Genomic DNA, 18972 nt, shown 5'->3' on the forward strand with positions numbered 1-18972 from the left:
TAACATTGGAAGTTACTAAGTTAACTCGCTTGCCGATAAGATGACAGGAGAACTATATGAATGAACTGATCAGTATTTGGTTAAGCGAACAAGGTCTTAAATCGCAATATATAGCTAGTAGCGCTATTGCAATTGGTGTAAGTTTAATCTTTTTGATTGCCAGCCTAAGTTATTACCTAGCTAAACATCAACTGTTAAACTTGATGAACAAGCTTATTATTAATAGCAAAAACACCTGGGATGATGCGTTGATGGAGCATAGCGTGCTCAGTCGAATGACCTTGTTATTACCCTTTGTTTTAATACTCTTTTTAACACCCCTTATGTTAGAAACCAGTAGTATCTCAAGTACTCTACTTATTCTAGTAAGTAAGGTACTGCTTACCTTTCAAATTTCACGTTGCATCAGCGCCTTACTTAACGTGAGTAGAAGCATATATCACGAAAGTGCCCAACAACGATTTTTACCCTTAAACGCTATTATTCAAATCTTTAAATTAGCATTGTATTTAGTGGCTGGTATTGTCATCGTTTCGCTTATTATTAATCGTTCACCTGTTTATCTATTAAGTGGTTTAGGTGCCTTGACCGCGGTTTTATTGTTGGTTTTTCAAGATACCATTAAAGGCTTGGTCGCTAGTATTCAAATTTCAGCGAATAGGATGGTCGTTGCTGGCGATTGGGTTGAGTTACCTAAATATGGTGCTGATGGTGATGTGCTAGAAATAGGGTTAAGTACGGTAAAAATTGAGAATTTTGATAAAACTATTACTACGGTGCCCACTTATGCACTGATTAGTGATTCTTTCAAAAACTGGCGCAATATGTACCATACGGGTGCGCGACGTATTAAACGGACAATTATTATTGATATTGCCAGTATTGACTTTTACAGTGCTGAAAAAATAAACCAGCTCACTAACGCGCACTTATTACAAGATTACCTCAGTGAGAAAAAACAACAGCTCGCGATAAACGATCAAGATGAAAGCAGCGATGAAGCAGCTCAAACATTTAAATCGATGAATAGCCGACAACTGACTAATATAGGTACGTTTCGTGCTTATATAACTAAGTACCTAAAACAAAACCCGCTAATTCGTGATGATTTAACCTGTATGGTTAGGCAACTAACAGCCACTCAGACCGGTTTACCACTTGAAATATACTGCTTTGCCAATACTACTGATTGGTTAGCTTATGAGGCTATTCAAGCGGATATATTTGATCATCTTTTTGCTATTGCGCCACAGTTTGATTTACGTGTTTTTCAACATCCAAGCGGCCACGATTGGCAACAACATTCATAACAAAGAGTATTAAAATGAAGTCAATTGAAGAACAATTAGCACGATATAAAAGTGTGCACTTAAATCAAAAAAATATTAATACCCATTTTATTGGCGTGCCTTTAATCGTATTTGCGGTAACGCTGATGTTGAGTACTATTGCTTTTGAAATAATGATGGATGACATATTTAGTACGCCATTTATGCTGCATTTCACTTTAGCCATGATCATTTTTGCCGTCATAGCGATTTATTATATCGCTTTGCATCGCTTATTAGCGTTGGGCATGCTGGCTTATATCTTAGTTAATTTGTTTGCCGCACAATTATTTAGTGACACAGCTGGCGTGATGTATATCGCGGTAGGAATATTTATCATTGGCTGGATTATTCAGTTTATTGGTCATTATTATGAAAAAGCTAAACCTGCTTTTGTCGATGATTTAAGCCAGTTTCTCATTGGGCCATTATTCTTAATGGCTGAGATATACTTTATGTTAGGTTTAGAGCCGGTATTAAAAGCGCGTGTTACCTCGCTAGCGGTAGAAAAGCGTAAAGCATTGGAAAAGAGAAATCGATCTAGATAGCCTTCATTAGCTACTATAAAAATATGGCTAACAATTTGTAGCCATATTACTAATACCCAACTTATCTTTGTCTAATCACGCCTTCTTGCATGGTTGAAGCGACTAATTGACCTTGTCGATCATATATTTGTCCTCTAACTAACCCTCGACCATTACTTGCAGATGGACTGTCCATACAATAAAGCAACCAATCATCGAAGCGGAATGGACGATGAAACCACATGGCGTGATCTATAGTGGCAATTTGAAAGTTTGGTTGCCAATGACTGGCGCCATGAGGTAATAATGCGGTCGGTAAAAAATGGAAATCCGACGTATAAGCTAACATATAGGTGTGTATGCCCAGATCGTCAGGTAAATCACCGTTGGCTTTAATCCACATTTGGCTAGCGGAATTGGTTGGTGCCGGCTTTAACCAGTTATATTGTTGCACCGGTCGTATATCAATTGGCATTTCGGCTAAAAATTTCTCACGCAATGGCTCAGGTATATACTGTTGGTTAGCTTTTATATAATCAGTAAATGATGGTAGATCTTCTGGAGAAGCGACATCAGGCATGGTGTCTTGATGATCAAAACCTGCTTCGGCATGTTGAAAAGATGCCGTCATGTAGAAAATAGCTTTGCCTTTTTGTACTGCTTGCACTCTGCGAGTACTGAAACTAGAGCCATCACGAATCACTTCCACTTCATAAACAACGGGTAAGCTGGCATCACCGGGTCGTAAAAAATAAGAATGCAATGAATGAACAAAGCGATTAGCTGCTATTGTCTCTTGAGCAGCGGAAAGAGCTTGTCCCATAACTTGGCCGCCAAAAAGCGCTTTATAACCTAAATCTTGGCTTTGGCCTCGGTAGATACCTTGTTCAATAACTTCTAATTTCAATAACGCTGATAATTCATCCAATACACGTGACATTTTTTACCTTACTTATCAAAGACTATTTGGCTAAACACTGCTTAATTCGAAGAGGTTAGTGTAATCCCTATTGATGTTACATGCAAAGTAGGTTAAGTTTTGTTCAAAATAATATTAATAATAAAAACAATAAATATTTAAACCAAATCATAATTGGATGGGGAAGTTAAAATTATGGCTATAGCAATGCTAAGAGAAGATCTGCTGGAACGGCGAATGCCAACTCAGGGGAACTACGATGATTTATGGGAAGAGCTAACGTTGGCACAGAAATTTGCGGCGAGTAGCTTAACGCAATTTGGTTATGAACTTAATTTTATTAGAGATTTCCATGATACTCATATAGCAGTATTAACCTGTAATGAGAATATCGCAGTGATCTCTAAAGGTGGAGAAATCAATACTCATCCAAATATTGAAATTCGACTTTAAGCTAACAAGTTTGGAAAAAGCGTCTATAGGCGCTTTTTTTGTGTCTTTTTTCTGCTTTTTAAGGTTTTTCACCTATTAATAACGTAAAATAGCCGCCATTAATTAGTAAAAAAGTAATTGTAACTATGTCTCGTTCAAAAAAATCTAGAAAACCAGGTGGAGCACCGACAGCTAAGCCTAAGTTAAGTAAGCAAGAATTAGAAAAAGTTGAGAAGCGCTCCCGTAAAACAACGGGTAAAGTGGCGGGAAATCGTCAAAAAGAAGCCCAGCCAGATCAAACTGAGAATAATCAGAAAAACGCTAATAAAGATCCGCGTCTTGGTAATAAAACACCTATCGTTTTAGGTAAATTAATTACTAAAGCTGAAAAAGATAAAGCAGAAAAAGCAAAACAAGTTAAAGCGAAACAAAAGAGCCTGAAATCAGCGCCTATTGCCGGTGTCCGTTTCGTTGAAAATACTGACGTTGAGTTATCTGAAAAACAAGAAATTTCTCCAGCAGCATTAACGCCAGAGCAAGAATTAGATGCAATTGAGCAAGATGAAGCGTTGCAAACAATTTTAGCGAAGCAAGAAGACGATATCGCTTTAACTGAAGAAGAAGTTAACTACTACAATGACATGATGGATCGTCATCAAGCATTATCAGCTGAATTAGGTCTTGATGACGAAGACGAATCTGATGAGAGTGATGAATCAAAAGACAGTGGCAGCGAAGATGACTTATGGGATAAGTTAGATGGTCATGACTTTTCAGATTTTGAAGATAAAGAGTAATTTCAATGAGTGATTTTTGGCTTTATGCTTTGTTGTTTGGCGGTATTATTGTACTGGCGCTAGCATTTTATGCCGGCAAGCTTTTAAAGCAAGTAGCACAGCAAAAAGATCAACAGGAAAAAGCTCAGATAGCCCAGCAACAAGCATTAAATAAGCACGACAAAAAAATCTTCGATAGCGTGTTATTAATTACACGCGCTATGCAGCAAGAGCAATGTGAATTTGATGAAGGCTGCTGGCGCCTATCGGTATTGTTGTCTTCATTGAAAACGTTGACGGAATTACCTGCGAAATTTCCGGGTATTTTTGGCTTATACGATGCGATTAAAGATCTTGCCATTCTAGATGGACGTAAAACGCTAAGCAAAAAAGAACGTATGCGTGAAGATTATCAACGCATGACGGCGTTAAATAAAATGCATGATGAGATTGTTACTGACTTAGGTGAGCTTTATCAGTTTACTACAGAGCAACTTAGTAGCCTTACTACCCCTGCTTAAACTTATACCCATTACCATTCAAAGTGCTCTGAAACATGCATCTTGAATAGTAACGGGTATATAATCCAATAACAGCGTTAATCGACTCTGTTATTGCGCTTGATCAATACCCTCAAATTGCAAAAGACTATAATGTTTTCGTTCACTAAATAAAACGGTACGAAAACATGAAAGTAAGTCAATTTTTCGATAATAAGCTATTAAATAAATATAACACCAGCGGACCAAGATATACGTCTTATCCAACAGCGTTAGAATTTCATGATGATTTTAAACATGATGATTTTATTCAAGCGATAGAAAACTCGCAAAACCGCGAATTGTCACTTTACGTGCATATCCCATTTTGTCACACGCTTTGTTATTACTGTGGTTGTAATAAAGTCGTTACTCGCCATCGTGACAAAGCAGATACTTACCTTGAATATTTAGCACAAGAAATTGCTCTACAAGCACCATTATTTGAAGAATACACCGTTAAGCAATTACATTGGGGTGGTGGTACACCAAGCTTTTTAACGCACCCACAAATCACAAAACTTGTTTCTTTATTAAAAGAGAAATTTAATTTTTCTGATGAATTGGAAATGAGCATTGAAATAGACCCTCGTGAAATTGAGATGGACTTGGCTGAGCATTTATATTCACTCGGTTTCAATCGTTTGAGCTTAGGTGTTCAAGACCTTGATTTGAAAGTACAACAGGCTATTAACCGTGTCCAGTCTACAGAATTCATTGGTGACTTTATTCAGCATGCGAAAGCGGTTGGTTTTAAGTCTATTAATATTGATTTGATTTATGGTTTACCTCATCAAACACTTGAGAACTTTACTAAAACGTTAGTAAAAGCACATGAGTGGGATGTTGACCGTATCTCTCTATTTAGCTACGCGCATATACCAAGCCGTTTTGCTGCACAACGAAAATTGCGCGATGAATGGTTACCTAATACCGAAGAAAAATTCGCTTTAATGAAATTAGCGGTAGAAACGCTTTGTAACTTTGGTTACGACTTTATTGGTATGGATCATTTTGCGAAACCTAATGATGAGTTAGCGATAGCGCAAAGTGATGGTACTTTACATCGTAACTTCCAAGGTTACACCACTAAAGGCGGCTGTGATTTATTGGGACTAGGCGTATCATCAATTAGCTCTATTGGTAATAGCTTTAGCCAAAATATAAAAGATTTAAAAGAGTATTACCAAGCGATAACAGAAAAGCAGCATGCACAAATAAAAGGCGTAAGTTTATCTGAAGATGACATCTTACGTGGTGAAGTTATTCAGGAATTGATGTGTAATTTGTATCTAGACAAACAAATGATTAATACAAAATTTAGCATTAATTTTGATGACTATTTTGCTGAAGATTTACCGTTGTTAACGACGTTTATTGATGATGGTTTATTAGAAAACACAGAAAATTATATTAAAGTAGGTCAATCAGCTCGTTTATTGATCCGTATTATTTGTATGAGCTTTGATGCTTATATGAAGAAGCATATCAACCAGCAACGCTTTTCTAGAGTCATTTAATTAATCGTTAATTTTTTATATGACGCTTAATTTATTAGGTTAGCTTGTTAATGGTATTTATCCCCGAATGTTCAAGTTCGGGGGTTAAAACAGCTTGATAATTGCTATCTAAATAGTCCTAAATTTCTATCACCGATGGCCTCTCGCCAACCGCCCAACCACTCTGACTTAGCATCAGTATTTTGATAAGGGCACTGTTCCTTAGTTTTACCACCAAGGCCAGCTTGATATCCATTAGAATGCGCTCTACCCAATTTATCTCTTTTTTGTCTTTTCATTTACTCCACCTCATAAACACCTCGTAATTGTCTTATAAATCAATTAATAAACAAAATTAGAATCACTCGTTTAACTTAGATCATCTTATTACTTAATACTACAGAGTGGTCGATTCTCGAATTTTACATTAATTTTTATGGTATGAAATTTCATCAATCGACGAGTCATTTAAGAGGATTTATTGAGGTGATGCAAGGGAAAAAATGTAATTTTAAAGAGGATATAATATTCCGGAAAAAGGATAACCTGTGGACAAATTTTAACCGTAAAAGTTTTTTTTGGCAAAACAACTTGTTAGCATTAAATTAACGTAAAATGTTATTGCTAGAGGTAATAACTATGCTGGTTTTATAGACAAATTAGTTCTAAAGAAAGAACGTGCCACTGCGGGGGAAATGTTAATTACAAACGTTAGTTGAGAACTCAGTAATTAACTCTGCAATAAAGGTTGTAGCATACCTTCTAAACCATTTAGTTTTACCTCATACATTAAGGCTAACTGTTGTCCTAATTTGCCTTCGGGAAAACCTTTGCTGTGAAACCATACCAAATAAGGTTCAGGCAGCTGTAATAGTTTTCTTCCTGCATATTTACCAAAAGGCATGGTTTGATTAATTGCTTCAATAAGTGCTTGTTGATCGTTTAACAAATTAAGTCCGTGCTTGTCATATTAGTGACATATTTACGTCACAAAATCTTCATTAGTGCTCATTATACTGCTCCTATCTTAAAAGGTTAACAACTCAGTGTTAATCGCGTTAATAAATTTAGGGATGAATATGTCAATTATTAGAAAACGAAGTGCCGCTCACAAGGCTTACTTACCTGGTAATGTTCGTGATAATCAATATATTTTGGCCGAATTTAGTTTGACCGATGAGCTATTTCAGCAGTTTTCAGGAAAATATAGCGACTTAAAACCGCAGCCATTTTATGATTTTTACCAGCAGCTAGCAGATATATTCTTTAAATTAACAGATGAATTTGAGTTAGAGAATTGTCAGTTTATTGCTAATGATAAATTGGCTAGAGTCAGATACAGCCAAGAAATGCACCAATGGCAAACCAATCAACAAATTCTCTTTTATTACAATCCGGAAAGTCACCACCTTAAAAAGTCTTTTTTTGATGGCAGTAAACGAGCGAAAAAAATCTGTTTACTCTTTTTGGCTACCGGTAATGAGATCCGCGTTAATGCGGCCTGTTTTCATAGTAAAGTAAGTCAACTTGTCGAAAAATTTTGTCAAACAATTAAGTTAGATAAAAGCGATGTACGTTTGAGAGATCACCAGCACCTTACTTACGATTTGTTTGCTAAGAATAAGGGCTGTACCACTAGCCAAACACATAAATTACGTGAAATTAAAAAACGTTATGCTAGCCAAGACGTGATTGTACCGGCTTATCATAGTGCAATGAATTATGCGGTTGTTACGTTAAATATCAGCAATGAATTATTGAAACAGGTAGAAATAGATAGTCACTCAAAAGACACTTATAACCCATTGTATACTTACCTAACGGATGTATTCACCATGGCAGCAAAACGCTATAATTTAAACAATGGTGCGCTGATTGCCAATGGTTTAGTACCCATTGTTCGATACAGTATTCATGAGATTGTTTCTCGAGTAGGTGAGTTGCAAATGTTAGGTTACAACCCTGAACAAAGTCCATGCGGTATGGTTAGTAAATGGAGTGCAGGTGAATTAACAGATAGCGTACAGCTAATTTTTGTCGCCACCCCAGAAAATAACAGTGAACATGGTTTTGGTCGTTTTTTAAACCAAATTGAACAAGCAATGCAATTGATGGCGGTAGAGCTTGAAATTGAGCCAACTAAAGAAGAAATGGTGGTTAGATTTCATCAACACCTAGCCTATAACTATTAAAAGCTGATTACGTTCGTTTTAAGTTATTTTTAAGTGGGTGTTTTTAGGCAGATTGAGGGTGCTTTTGTAATTTACGTTGTAGCGTTCTTCTGTGCATTGCAAGCTGTCGAGCGGTAGCTGAAATATTACCCTGATTAGCCTTTAATACCTGTTGAATATGTTGCCATTCAACCTGCTCGGCAGATAAGGTTTGTTCGCTGGTTTTATCTACTTCGATGGTTTCGGCTTTACTGCCTTTGAGTGTTGCGAGTAGTGTTTGACTATCGACAGGTTTAGATAAATAATCATCAGCACCAAGCTTTATCGCGTCAACTGCGGTCGCAATACTGGCAAAGCCGGTAAGTAATATAATCCGGCTTTGTGGGCGCAGTTTACGCAGTGGTGTGATGATCGATAAGGTGTTTTCTTCTGCTAACTTCATATCGAGTAAAATATAATCGGGTGTGTGCCGATGGCAGGCAAGTAAGGCATCATTATTATTATCTACTTGTACACAATCAAAGCCATATTTAGTCAAGCGTCGGTTAAGGGTATTGGCAAAAATAATATCATCTTCAACGATTAATAATTTCGACGAGGCTGGTGCCATTGCTGTGTTAGGCATAACTAATTTCCTTATGGTTAACGGTTTTACTTTGCTGAGATGAAATAGGCATACTTAAGGTGACAAGTGCGCCGCCATCTTGATGATTTGTTAAGGCTAATTTACCACCAAGGCGCTCTAAACTAGCATGACTTAAAAAAACAGCCATGCCAAAACCTTGTTCACTATTAACCGGTTTAACGCCTAATTCATTGAGTTTTTTCAAGGTAAAACCTTTACCATAATCACGAATAGTAAATTGCCAGTTACCTTCAATAACTTGGCTAGTTAGACTGAGGGTTTTGCTATTATTGGCTTTGCTTGCTCTTATTGCATTATTAATTAAATTGATGATAGCGGGTAATAAGCTGGCATCAGCTTTAATGGTAACTGCTTCGGTTAAGTTACAGCCGGTATTATTTTGCAATTGTAAGTTTATTTCGGGATTATTGAATCGTACGTTAACCGTTATTTCATCAAATAAATCTTGGCAATTAATCTCCTTAATCACCTGTTCTTTTATCTCAAAAACCATAGCACGAAATTCAGATAAGCTGTCTCTGCAGCGAGTAAGCTGACTTTGCATATCCGCAACAATTTCGTTATCAGGTAAATCCTCACTTAATTCATCAGCCAGTAGTTGTACCGTTGCTATGGGGGTCGCCAACTGATGAGTCACCTGAGCGGAAGCAACACCTAATGAAGTCACTTGTTCTTGTTTTAATAAGTTCTCACGATAATTGGCAATGGCCAGTTCCTGCTGATTAATGCTACGTGCCATTTTACCCACAACAATGGCAACTACCAATGCTGAAAATAAAAAGTTGATACCCATACCAATAAAGTGACCTTGCATATTACCGTGCATCACACTCATGGGTAATGACCATAATAAAATACTGTAAGATGAAATAGCGAGGGAGGCGACTATCGCCAGTAATAAAGGTGTTAGGGTAACTGCTGCTATGGCAATAGGAATGAGCAATAAAGAAACAAAGGCATTAGTAGCGCCACCACTGAAAAATAGCAGTAACGAGAGAAAGATTATGTCCGCGCATATTTGTACCAGTATTGCTTTTTGGCTGGCTTTTTTTTCACTTAAATGATTATGACGATAATAAATATAACTGCTTAAGGTAAATAGTATCTCTAAACTAATAACACTGACCAGTGGCGTCCAGGGGAGTTGGTACGCTAAGCCTAAATTAACAAACATAATTAACAGTAATTGAATGATAATTGCAGTACTGCGCAGTGCAATTATTACCTGGATTTTACTCGTTCTTTTGAAATATTTTGGCATATATTATGGTCTAGATAGGGGTATAATGTGAATATTCACAAAATTAACAAAGACATCTTAGCTTATTTATTAATAGAAAAGACTGAGATAAATCATTAAAGAAGCATTGAATAAGGCTGCACGATAAATGACTGAACAACTCAACGACAAAGCACTACAAACTGCAACTCTAGGTGGAGGTTGCTTTTGGTGTATCGAAAGTGCGCTTAATATGGTTAAGGGCATTATTACGGCAAAACCGGGTTATATGGGCGGGCAAAGTGAAGCGCCAACCTATAACGCAGTGTGTACTGGCAATACTGGCCATGCTGAAGTCGTGCAATTAGCGTTTGATAGTCAGGTGATTAGTTTTAGAGAAATTTTAGAGATATTTTTCACCTTACACAATCCCACGCAGTTAAACCGCCAAGGCAATGATGTAGGTACACAGTATCGCTCTGAAATTTTTACTCATGATGCCGAGCAACACGAAATAGCAGAACAAATAATTAAAGAAATGAGTCAAGAGCAGTTGTTTGATGATCCTATCGTTACCCAAGTGAGTCCAGCGGTGACTTTTCATTGTGGTGAAGATTATCATATGAATTATTTTAACAATAATCCAGAAAATCAATATTGCCAAGCTGTTGTTTCACCTAAACTTGCTAAGTTTAGAAAAACCTTCGTTGCTAAATTGAAATAAGCAGTCACTTTATCAGCGTAATATCTTCTACCGGCTAAAATGATTTCCACTATACTTTTTATATATGTGGAGAGCATTTTTTCGGTGGTGTTATTATGCAAAAGAAAAAATTAATATTATCTACACTCGCTCTATTTGCCGTACTTGTATGGTTATATCCTTCTGAGCAACCCTATAAGTTCCGGCAAGTTAAGCGATTGGCTACCGCCGAAGATAATTATTTACTACCAATCTCTCCGCATATTAGCCAAGTTGGGCGTCCCAAAGAAGTCTTTCACTTTCCTATCAAGTTAGGCGATGTTGGGCCAAGTAATTCGCTATATTCAGGTCCGAAACAATACCCATTTTATTGTATGACCATAGACTCACACATTGGCCAGCCTTTGGTCGATAACCAAGAGGGCTTTGGTGTACCTGTATATGAAAATTTAGCACTGCGTAGCAAAGTTATTGGTTATTCAAAAGACTGCTTATTTAAAAGTCATTTGCAGTTTTATTATCTTAATCAGGATGAAAAGTTGTCGAAGCTCGCTGCTGATAAGTTCTCCCAATTATCGACTTTAAGAGACGCCAAAGCCCCTTTACAATTGTTTCGTGCGGAACAAGGCAGTATTAATCGTTTCATTTACACGATAGCCATGGCAATCACGCCTGAAGAACTAGGTACACGTACTGAGAGCTCTTTGTGGAATAAGAAGCTTATCTATCAATTTAATGGCGGCTCAGGTATAGGTTTTAGGCAAGGAAGGCAAAAAGCAGTTCGTACGATAACCCGACGTTTAATTGAAGTTCAGAAAGGCTACGCTATTATAAGCTCGAGCGGAAATCGCACTAGTTATACTTATAATATGTTACTAGCAGAAGATACTGCACGTAGGGTAAAGCTGAACTTTGTTCGTTTATTTGGTGAGCCAATATATACGGTTGGCATAGGCGGCTCAGGTGGTGGTTTAGCGCAATACCTTATTGGCCAAAATAGCACGGGCATTCTTGATGGCTTAATTCCTCAATACTCTTACCCCGATATGATCAGCCAAACAATTTATACTTTAGATTGTGATTTATTTAATAATTATTTTACCTTTCGAGCCAAAGATAATAGCCGCTGGCAGCAATGGGACCAGCGACAATTACTCGAGGGCATGAACACTTTGCAAGATTTTCCACAAAAAATAGCGTTCTTACAACCGGTTGCACAACTAATGGCAGGCATGGTACCTAGTTTCCCAGAAGGAAATAGTGAATGTATTAATGGCTACTTTGGTTTATCGACCTTTATTCATAATCCTAGACAAGGCTTCTTGCGACATTTTTATAGTGAGGATGTGGTTGATAAGACCAATTGGAACTATTGGGAAGATATGGCGTGGTTATTCAGCCGTGATAAGCATGGGCTAGTAGAAAGTACTTGGGATAATGACGGTGTTCAATATGGTTTGCACGCGTTAAAGCAAAAGCAGATCACACTCGCTGAGTTTGTTCATATCAATAAAAATATTGGCAGTTGGAAAGAGCAGCACCAAATGACAGCTGAAAAAATTATTATTCCGTTTGGACGTAAAATGCCATTTTGGGTCTCTTTGTGGGGAAGTGACAATATAACGCAAGTCATTGATAACCAAATGGCGCCTAGGCGAAGCGCTTCACTTGAATCAATAGAACTGGCTTATCGAGGTGGGCAGGTATTTATTGGCAAACTTGATTTGCCTATTATCGATGTTCGTCATTACTTGGAAGAAAAACTCGATATGCATCATATGTCAGCATCTTTTAGTACCCGATTACGGTTGCAACAGGCTAACGGTCATTTTGATAATCAGGTTATTTGGGTGGCAAAACGAGACTTTGACCCAACAGATCAAGCTTTTGATGTAATGGATTTATGGTTGCTGAAACGTCAACAATTTCCTGAGTTAACTGCAGGGCAAAGTAAGCCAGCACAAATACAAGATACGTGCTTTGATAATAAGGGGGAAGTGCTGGCACAAGGTAAGGGGGTTTGGCAGGGAAATTGGAGTGATGCTAGCTCTGGCGATAAAAGGATAAAACGAGGGGCATGTGCAAAACATTATGCCATCTTTTCAAATAGTCGTATACAAGCCGAAGGTCCCTGGCAAGGCAGTATTTTCAAATGTTATAAAATTCCGTTTGAACAGGCGATTAAACAAGGTATGTACGGGGATATAGAACTTGCTGAGCAGTTACCGTCTTTACGCACAATATTTGCGCAAGGGGTCTGTGATTATAGTCAAGGCGATGTAGGTAGACCTAGCGATCTTTAGATGAATTTTATTTGGAGTTTAGATTAAAGATAGGTGAAAAAAAATGACAAAGGTAATACTTTGTCATTTTAAGGATTAACGGGTTATCGCTTTATAAATATTTTGTCTTAAAAAACTCGACGGAATGATGAGCGACGGCTTCTAGATGAGCGACGACTTTTCATGCGGCTATGCAATTCATGACGTTTTGATTCTAACCACTCTTCGCGAGTGATGGTAGTGTCTCCACTACGGCCTTCTTCACGAGTACGATAAGCACAAAACTCTTCAAAAGCTTCAAAGTCATCTTTAAAGTCTTCTGCAACAAGCTCGATCATAATGGCATCATCTAAAAAGCCTAAGACTGGAATATGATCTGGTACTAAATCTTCAGGGTCACTAAAGTAAGCTAAAGCACTTAATACTTCGGAGCGCTCTTCACTTGGGATTTGCCATTCATTATCTTCAATCATAGCAACAAAAGTTTCTAATTTTTGAATACGCTCACGTACAAATTCGGGTACGTTATCTTTAATATTTACACTGACTTTTTTAGCATTAGCTAAAATTTCTTGCTCGCTAAGTTGCTTTGCACCTGTTTGCGCCTTGTGCATAACATCGCGAAAATACTCTAAGTCTGATTCGGTTAATTCAAATTTAACTTCAAACGCCATTATAATTCTCCTGATTTTGGCTTTATTATTACAATATATATTGGGTAATTATGCTTAAGCATAGTTGACTAATATTAATTCAGTTAGTTGAAATATATTGATTTGATCAATTATCTTATCAGTCAATCTACCAGAATAAAGCGTTGACAGCACCCCATAAAGTTAAGTTGAGTTAACTTTTGTATTTAGATTGTAACTTCATGTAGACATGATGGTATGATTTTACTGTTTATAGCTATTTTATTGTGTATTTATACCATTCAGTATAAAGAAGTGATCACTTAGAACAGCATGAACGACATTAGAACAATCAAAATATGCGTAGTTATAGTTATTCTACATCAAGCATGTTTTGTGAAGTTATCATGGTGTTCATGAGCTCCCAAAGGGCGAGTTTTAAAGGCTTATATACTGCGTTATTGATTTTGATAAGGGCGCTACACGGATGTAGCTTATTAGAGAATGCAGGAGCATATTCTCCTGAATAACCATTATCTGCAATCAATGCCTTGCCTATAAGCCTTTAAATTCTCGCTAAGTGAGCACTTTCTTATACAGATTGGTATTATTATGACAACTACTGAGTTAATCGAGACAGAAACAGCGACTGATGTGGTTAATCCTGCTATTTCAGAAAGTAAGAAAGAAAGTAAAAGTTGTGAAAATTGCCATCAAGAACTCAATGGTCCTTTTTGCGCGAGTTGTGGCCAATCTTCAGATTCGACATTAAAATATTTCTGGTTAGTTATCATGCATTTGCTTGATGATATTTTCAGTTTTGATTCTCGTGCTAGTAGAACGATTTGGCCATTAATTACACGACCCGCTTTTCTCACTAATGAATATTTTGCCGGCAGGAGAGTGCACTATGTGCCGCCTTTACGATTATATTTATTTATTAGTATTGTTTTCTTCATCACCTTAAAGTTTTTTATTGCTTCTGATGACGCTAACTCTATAGATATTAATGGTAACCAAGAGGTTGTCACTCAAGTTAAAGCGCATATTAAGCAGCTTAAAACTAAGCAGAATAGCTTGCAAGAATCCTCTTTAGAAAGTACCCAAACGCTAGATGAAATAACTCGTCTCAATGAAGAGCTAGCGAAGTTTAGCAATTATTTCGCTGACTTAAATCGCGAATATACATCAGGGCAGAATAAACAACTCATTAAGATTACTCGTGAGATGGTTGAGTTAGAGTTTGATAAGGCTGATGAAGGCTTGTCATCAAAAAAACAAGAGCGATTTGAAAGCCTAATAGAAAAACGATTGAAATTGATCAGTGGCGGGATAATCTCTGAAGAGCTCACTATCGCTAATAATGAAGATGGCAGCCTATCTTTTGAGTTTTTATCAAAAGAACAAAATAAAAAGCTAAATGAGTTTACCGAAGAGCTAAAAGAAAAAGGTGAAAAAGCGTTTAATTCTGATACAGGTCCCTTAATGGAGCAAGTGATTGGTAAGCTGCCGCAATTGATGTTTATCTTATTACCACTCTTTGCGGTATTACTGAAAGTGATGTTTATCTTTTCTAAAAGACTGTACATGGAGCATTTAACGGTTGCTTTGCATAGTCATAGTTTTATTTTTATCACTGTACTGTTGTTTGAAATGTTAGATCTTTTAGAAGACTATCTTGCAGAAACGAGTCCTACTATTGCTAGTTTCTCAGGTGTGGTCGCTGGAGGGTTATTAGTCTGGATCCCTATTTACTTATTTTTAATGCAAAAAAGAGTCTACAAACAAGGTAAATTTTTTACGTTTGTAAAGTTTAGTATCATCGGTATTTTATATATTCTGATGATAGGGGTAACGGCTATTGTTGCTATGGTATGGGGAATAATGGGAACTTAGCATAGCTGCTCTCTAATTTGCTGAATTCTGTATCTTCATGTTGCGGGATATAGGTTATCGTATTCATAAAAAAAGCGGTAAAGCATCTATGCTTTACCGCTTTTTATTGTTCTTAAGGCTGCGTTATTTAAAGCGCATTGATAAATCAACAGCATGAACGTGTTTGGTTAATGCACCACTTGAGATGTAATCAACTCCTGCTTTGGCGTATTCTTGCAAAATCTCAATGGTCATATTACCCGATACTTCTAATTTTGCTTTGCCGCGAGTAGCTGTTACTGCTTGCTCTATCATCGCCGGGCTGAAATTATCCAGCATGATAATATCGGCACCAGCGTTCAGTGCTTGTTCAAGCTCGTTGAGTGATTCTACTTCTACTTCAATAGTCTTATCACTATGATTGCTTTTAGCCGTGGCCACTGCTTGGCTAATACCACCACAAGCAGCGATATGATTTTCTTTTATTAAAAAAGCATCAAATAAGCCAATTCTATGATTTACACCACCGCCACAAAGCACGGCATATTTTTGTGCGCTACGTAATCCAGGTAAGGTTTTACGTGTATCAAGCAGTTTAGTGTTACTGCCAGCTAGCTCTTTTACATAATGGCTGGTTAGAGTGGCGGTGCCTGATAATGTTTGTAAAAAGTTTAGCGCTACACGCTCACCCGTTAACAAAGTACGGGCATCACCTTCAAGTTCAAAAAGAGTACTATTGGCCGCAACAGATTCACCATCATTAACAAACCAGGTTATTTTGGTAGATGACATTCTTGTAGGTAAAGAGCTAGTTGCCTGTTCAGCCGTGCTATTTAAAGAAGCATCAAGTTGTTTGAATACTTCATTTACCCAAGCAACACCACAAACTATACAATCTTCACGGGTAATTACCGTGGCAACCGCTTGTTCATTTTCAGGAATGAGCATGGCAGTAATATCTTGACTGGCTTGAGGTGTTTCATTATCAACGACACCTAAATCTTCGCAAAGGGCCCAAGAGATAGTTTTGCTAATATCTTGCTGTAATTTTTCTAATTGTGCATTAAGCATTGCTTTCTTCCTGTTACAGGGGATCCCGTAAGATTAGTTGTTTACCCGTTTGATAAAAATCGACTTGTTTTAGTGCACTCATGCCTAAAAGAATTTCATCTGTTTTCATTGCGGGATTAATATGAGCCGCGACATTATACAAGAAAATATTACCTAAGCTCAATTGCGCAATGTCAGTTTTATAAACAGTAACACTACCATTGGCAGTTTGAACTCGGTAACTTCCCTGAGCAACTAAACCTAATTGCTCAGCAATATGCGCGGGAATTGATACTTGAGTTGCTCCAGTATCAAGTAAAAAAGTCACCGGGGTTTCATTGATGGTACCGCGGGCAACATAATGACCTTGCCGGTTTTGATCTAAAATCACCTCTGCTTGGCCACTATCAGTTAAACGCCTTTCAGGGCGGCTATTAGGATTGTACTGCTCATCAAGTACATCCTGAAATACAAACATTAATAATGCTAAGCCAATTATCCAGGCTATCCAGACGAATGTTTTTGCCATTTTGTTTGTTGGGTCAACTTCAGTCATACTAAGCAGTCTTTGATTAAAGGGAGTACTATTGTATGTTTTATCAAGTAAGCAAGAAAGTACAAAGTGTAACCTTATATGCCAAAATTACGGCACCTATCCACACTATAAAATGAGAAACGTATGTTTTCTATTTCTTCTGGCTGGCTAACACAAGCGCAACACTTACCGTCACCGTACTTTGCTCCACGTGAATTAGGTGAAGAAATTAATTTATTAGTGGTCCATAATATTTCACTACCAGCAGGGCAGTTTGGTGGTCATTACATTAGCGACTTGTTTCTTGGTCAGCTAGATTGTAACGCGCATCCAAGTTTTAATGATTTAAGAGGTGTTAAGGTTTCAGCCCACTGTCTAGTCCGCCGTGATGGTAGCGTAATCCAGTATGTATCCTTCGACGATAAAGCTTGGCATGCAGGGGTTTCATCATTTAATCAGCGAGAACGCTGTAATGATTATTCCATTGGTATTGAATTAGAGGGCACAGATGACATCCCTTATACGGCAGAACAATACCAACAATTAATTGCGTTAACGCTTTGTTTGCAAAATCAATTTCCTGCTATTATCATAGGCAATGTTGTTGGTCATTGTGATATTGCCCCGGTTAGAAAAACCGATCCTGGGCCTGTATTTGACTGGCCATACTTTTATCAGTGTTTGACTGAACAAGCGACAAGGAATATCACCTAACATGAGTTTACTAAGTTTATTAATTGCCCTAGCAGCAGACAGAACGTTATCTGCAGAAATGTGGCGATTCAATTTTTATTATCAACACTATTTACATTTTTTTAGTAAAAATTTTACCGCTAAGCAAGGTACGATTGCTAGTGCCGTGTTTATTATAGTACCCGTCATTGCGACATATCTGCTGCTTGATATTATTGATAACCCAGTACTGCAATTACTACTTTCTACGGTGATACTCATCATTTGTTTTGGTTGTACTACCACCAGAAATAGTTATAAAAGCTATCTTCTCTCGGCTTTTCGGGGGGAAGAAACGACCACCGAAATGCATCATCAGCAATTATTAACAGATAAGAACCTGCCGAATATGGGCTTTGGCCAAGCACTTATTTGGTTAAATTATCGTTATTACATCGCTATCATGCTGTATTTCACTGTGTTTGGTGCAGCGGGCGCGGTATTTTATCGTTTATTGACGACAGTTATTGAGCATAAAAAAGCACAATGTATGGCCAGCGCTGCTGAGAAACAGGCAGAAGCTCAGACAACGTCGGCAAATGATAGTGAAGAGGAGCAGGAGGGGCAGCATGAAGCGAGTGTCGCTCCTAATATTATGAGTGGCTGTCAAAACCATCACGATGTGCTTTTTTGGATAGATTGGTTGCCTGTTCGTATCGCTTCTTTTGGCTATATGTTTGTTGGTCACTTTTCCAAAGCCGTGCCTGTTTGGTTAGAAAGTTTATTTGATAGCGAAAAGCCAACCCATCAAGTATTGATTGATGTGGCAGAAAAATCTGAAGATATCATGGTAAACGAAAACGATTGTACAGCAGAGCCTTGTTTACTGGTAAGACTAGCAAAACGTAATGTGCTACTTGTGCTTGCTGTTATCTCAATATTGACATTGTCGGGTTTCCTTACTTAACAAAACCTAATTAAAATGAATGGTCAGACCAATCGGTCAACCTCACCTAATGCGTTAAAAAAAGACAGAATTATCTTGATTTAGCGCATATAAACCTTGCTTAAATACTAACCATCAACTAAATTTACTTGTCAAAAGTAGCCATATTTGCTATTTTATTGCCTTGAAAATGATTGGTCTTACCAATTTACCAAGATTCA

The 18972-nt window shown here is 37.5% G+C and carries 20 protein-coding genes; 12 read left to right on the forward strand and 8 right to left on the reverse strand.

Annotated elements, in window-relative coordinates; all coding sequences use genetic code 11:
* Nucleotides 1–56 precede the first annotated feature (56 nt).
* Nucleotides 57–1310 (forward strand): mechanosensitive ion channel family protein, encoded by a 1254-nt coding sequence (locus CXF85_RS18580; protein WP_101230132.1) that lies wholly within the window; start codon nt 57–59, stop codon nt 1308–1310.
* A gap of 14 nt (nt 1311–1324) precedes the next feature.
* Complete coding sequence (locus tag CXF85_RS18585) at nt 1325–1876, forward strand: Mpo1 family 2-hydroxy fatty acid dioxygenase (protein WP_101230133.1); 552 nt, start codon at nt 1325–1327, stop codon at nt 1874–1876.
* A gap of 61 nt (nt 1877–1937) precedes the next feature.
* Here CXF85_RS18585 and tesB read toward each other — a convergent pair whose 3' ends face one another.
* Nucleotides 1938–2795, reverse strand: a complete 858-nt coding sequence (tesB, locus tag CXF85_RS18590) for an acyl-CoA thioesterase II (RefSeq protein ID WP_101230134.1) — start codon at nt 2793–2795, stop codon at nt 1938–1940.
* Nucleotides 2796–3011: 216 nt separating this feature from the next.
* Between tesB and CXF85_RS18595 the strand changes: the two genes are divergently transcribed.
* The 4 genes from CXF85_RS18595 to hemN all read left to right on the forward strand — a co-directional run bounded on the left by CXF85_RS18595 (nt 3012) and on the right by hemN (nt 6041).
* Nucleotides 3012–3227 carry a hypothetical protein gene (locus CXF85_RS18595; protein WP_232771261.1) on the forward strand — a complete coding sequence of 72 codons (216 nt, stop codon included), beginning with the start codon at nt 3012–3014 and terminating at the stop codon, nt 3225–3227.
* Nucleotides 3228–3352: 125 nt separating this feature from the next.
* Nucleotides 3353–4003, forward strand: a complete 651-nt coding sequence (yihI, locus tag CXF85_RS18600; RefSeq protein ID WP_101230136.1) for a Der GTPase-activating protein YihI — start codon at nt 3353–3355, stop codon at nt 4001–4003.
* Nucleotides 4004–4008: 5 nt separating this feature from the next.
* Entirely contained in the window at nt 4009–4503 is a 495-nt protein-coding gene (locus CXF85_RS18605; RefSeq protein WP_101230137.1) for a DUF2489 domain-containing protein, read from the forward strand.
* A gap of 167 nt (nt 4504–4670) precedes the next feature.
* Nucleotides 4671–6041 carry an oxygen-independent coproporphyrinogen III oxidase gene (hemN, locus tag CXF85_RS18610; RefSeq protein WP_101230138.1) on the forward strand — a complete coding sequence of 457 codons (1371 nt, stop codon included), beginning with the start codon at nt 4671–4673 and terminating at the stop codon, nt 6039–6041.
* Between the two features lie 104 nt (nt 6042–6145).
* Here hemN and rmf read toward each other — a convergent pair whose 3' ends face one another.
* The gene (rmf, locus tag CXF85_RS18615) at nt 6146–6319 is read right to left on the reverse strand and encodes a ribosome modulation factor (protein ID WP_101230139.1); all 174 of its coding nucleotides are present in this window, start codon (nt 6317–6319) and stop codon (nt 6146–6148) included.
* A gap of 431 nt (nt 6320–6750) precedes the next feature.
* Nucleotides 6751–6969 (reverse strand): DUF3820 family protein, encoded by a 219-nt coding sequence (locus CXF85_RS18620; protein WP_101230140.1) that lies wholly within the window; start codon nt 6967–6969, stop codon nt 6751–6753.
* A 130-nt stretch (nt 6970–7099) separates the two neighbouring features.
* On the opposite strand from CXF85_RS18620, the gene CXF85_RS18625 reads away from it, so the two are divergent.
* Entirely contained in the window at nt 7100–8212 is a 1113-nt protein-coding gene (locus tag CXF85_RS18625) for a DUF3083 family protein (RefSeq protein WP_101230141.1), read from the forward strand.
* Between the two features lie 43 nt (nt 8213–8255).
* Here the strand turns inward: CXF85_RS18625 and CXF85_RS18630 are convergent, their stop codons facing one another.
* Both CXF85_RS18630 and CXF85_RS18635 read right to left on the reverse strand, forming a co-directional pair.
* Entirely contained in the window at nt 8256–8816 is a 561-nt protein-coding gene (locus tag CXF85_RS18630; protein ID WP_101230142.1) for a response regulator transcription factor, read from the reverse strand.
* Entirely contained in the window at nt 8809–10098 is a 1290-nt protein-coding gene (locus CXF85_RS18635; protein WP_101230143.1) for a sensor histidine kinase, read from the reverse strand. Before CXF85_RS18635 ends, CXF85_RS18630 begins: the two co-directional genes overlap by 8 nt.
* A 127-nt stretch (nt 10099–10225) precedes the next feature.
* Here CXF85_RS18635 and msrA point away from each other — a divergent pair, with 127 nt between their 5' ends.
* The gene (msrA, locus tag CXF85_RS18640; protein ID WP_101230144.1) at nt 10226–10780 is read left to right on the forward strand and encodes a peptide-methionine (S)-S-oxide reductase MsrA; all 555 of its coding nucleotides are present in this window, start codon (nt 10226–10228) and stop codon (nt 10778–10780) included.
* 95 nt (nt 10781–10875) lie between these two features.
* On the forward strand, nt 10876–13062 hold the full coding sequence (locus CXF85_RS18645; RefSeq protein ID WP_101230145.1) for a DUF6351 family protein: 2187 nt from the start codon (nt 10876–10878) through the stop codon (nt 13060–13062).
* A 107-nt stretch (nt 13063–13169) separates the two neighbouring features.
* On the opposite strand, the gene CXF85_RS18650 is transcribed toward CXF85_RS18645, so the two are convergent.
* Nucleotides 13170–13715 (reverse strand): YkvA family protein, encoded by a 546-nt coding sequence (locus CXF85_RS18650; RefSeq protein ID WP_101230146.1) that lies wholly within the window; start codon nt 13713–13715, stop codon nt 13170–13172.
* A 570-nt stretch (nt 13716–14285) separates the two neighbouring features.
* Here CXF85_RS18650 and CXF85_RS18655 point away from each other — a divergent pair.
* Nucleotides 14286–15569: a DUF3667 domain-containing protein gene (locus CXF85_RS18655; RefSeq protein ID WP_101230147.1), complete on the forward strand. Its 1284-nt coding sequence runs from the start codon at nt 14286–14288 to the stop codon at nt 15567–15569.
* Nucleotides 15570–15692: 123 nt separating this feature from the next.
* On the opposite strand, the gene nadC is transcribed toward CXF85_RS18655, so the two are convergent.
* Together nadC and CXF85_RS18665 are read right to left on the reverse strand one after the other, a co-directional pair.
* Complete coding sequence (gene nadC, locus CXF85_RS18660; protein WP_101230148.1) at nt 15693–16619, reverse strand: carboxylating nicotinate-nucleotide diphosphorylase; 927 nt, start codon at nt 16617–16619, stop codon at nt 15693–15695.
* A 13-nt stretch (nt 16620–16632) separates the two neighbouring features.
* Nucleotides 16633–17154, reverse strand: a complete 522-nt coding sequence (locus CXF85_RS18665; RefSeq protein ID WP_101230149.1) for a retropepsin-like aspartic protease family protein — start codon at nt 17152–17154, stop codon at nt 16633–16635.
* A gap of 123 nt (nt 17155–17277) precedes the next feature.
* Here CXF85_RS18665 and ampD point away from each other — a divergent pair, with 123 nt between their 5' ends.
* Both ampD and ampE read left to right on the forward strand, forming a co-directional pair.
* Nucleotides 17278–17847: a 1,6-anhydro-N-acetylmuramyl-L-alanine amidase AmpD gene (ampD, locus tag CXF85_RS18670; RefSeq protein ID WP_101230150.1), complete on the forward strand. Its 570-nt coding sequence runs from the start codon at nt 17278–17280 to the stop codon at nt 17845–17847.
* 1 nt (nt 17848) lies between these two features.
* Entirely contained in the window at nt 17849–18772 is a 924-nt protein-coding gene (ampE, locus tag CXF85_RS18675; protein ID WP_101230151.1) for a beta-lactamase regulator AmpE, read from the forward strand.
* Nucleotides 18773–18972 lie beyond the last annotated feature (200 nt).

The sequence above is a fragment of the Colwellia sp. 75C3 genome, from assembly GCF_002836255.1.
Lineage (GTDB): Bacteria > Pseudomonadota > Gammaproteobacteria > Enterobacterales > Alteromonadaceae > Colwellia.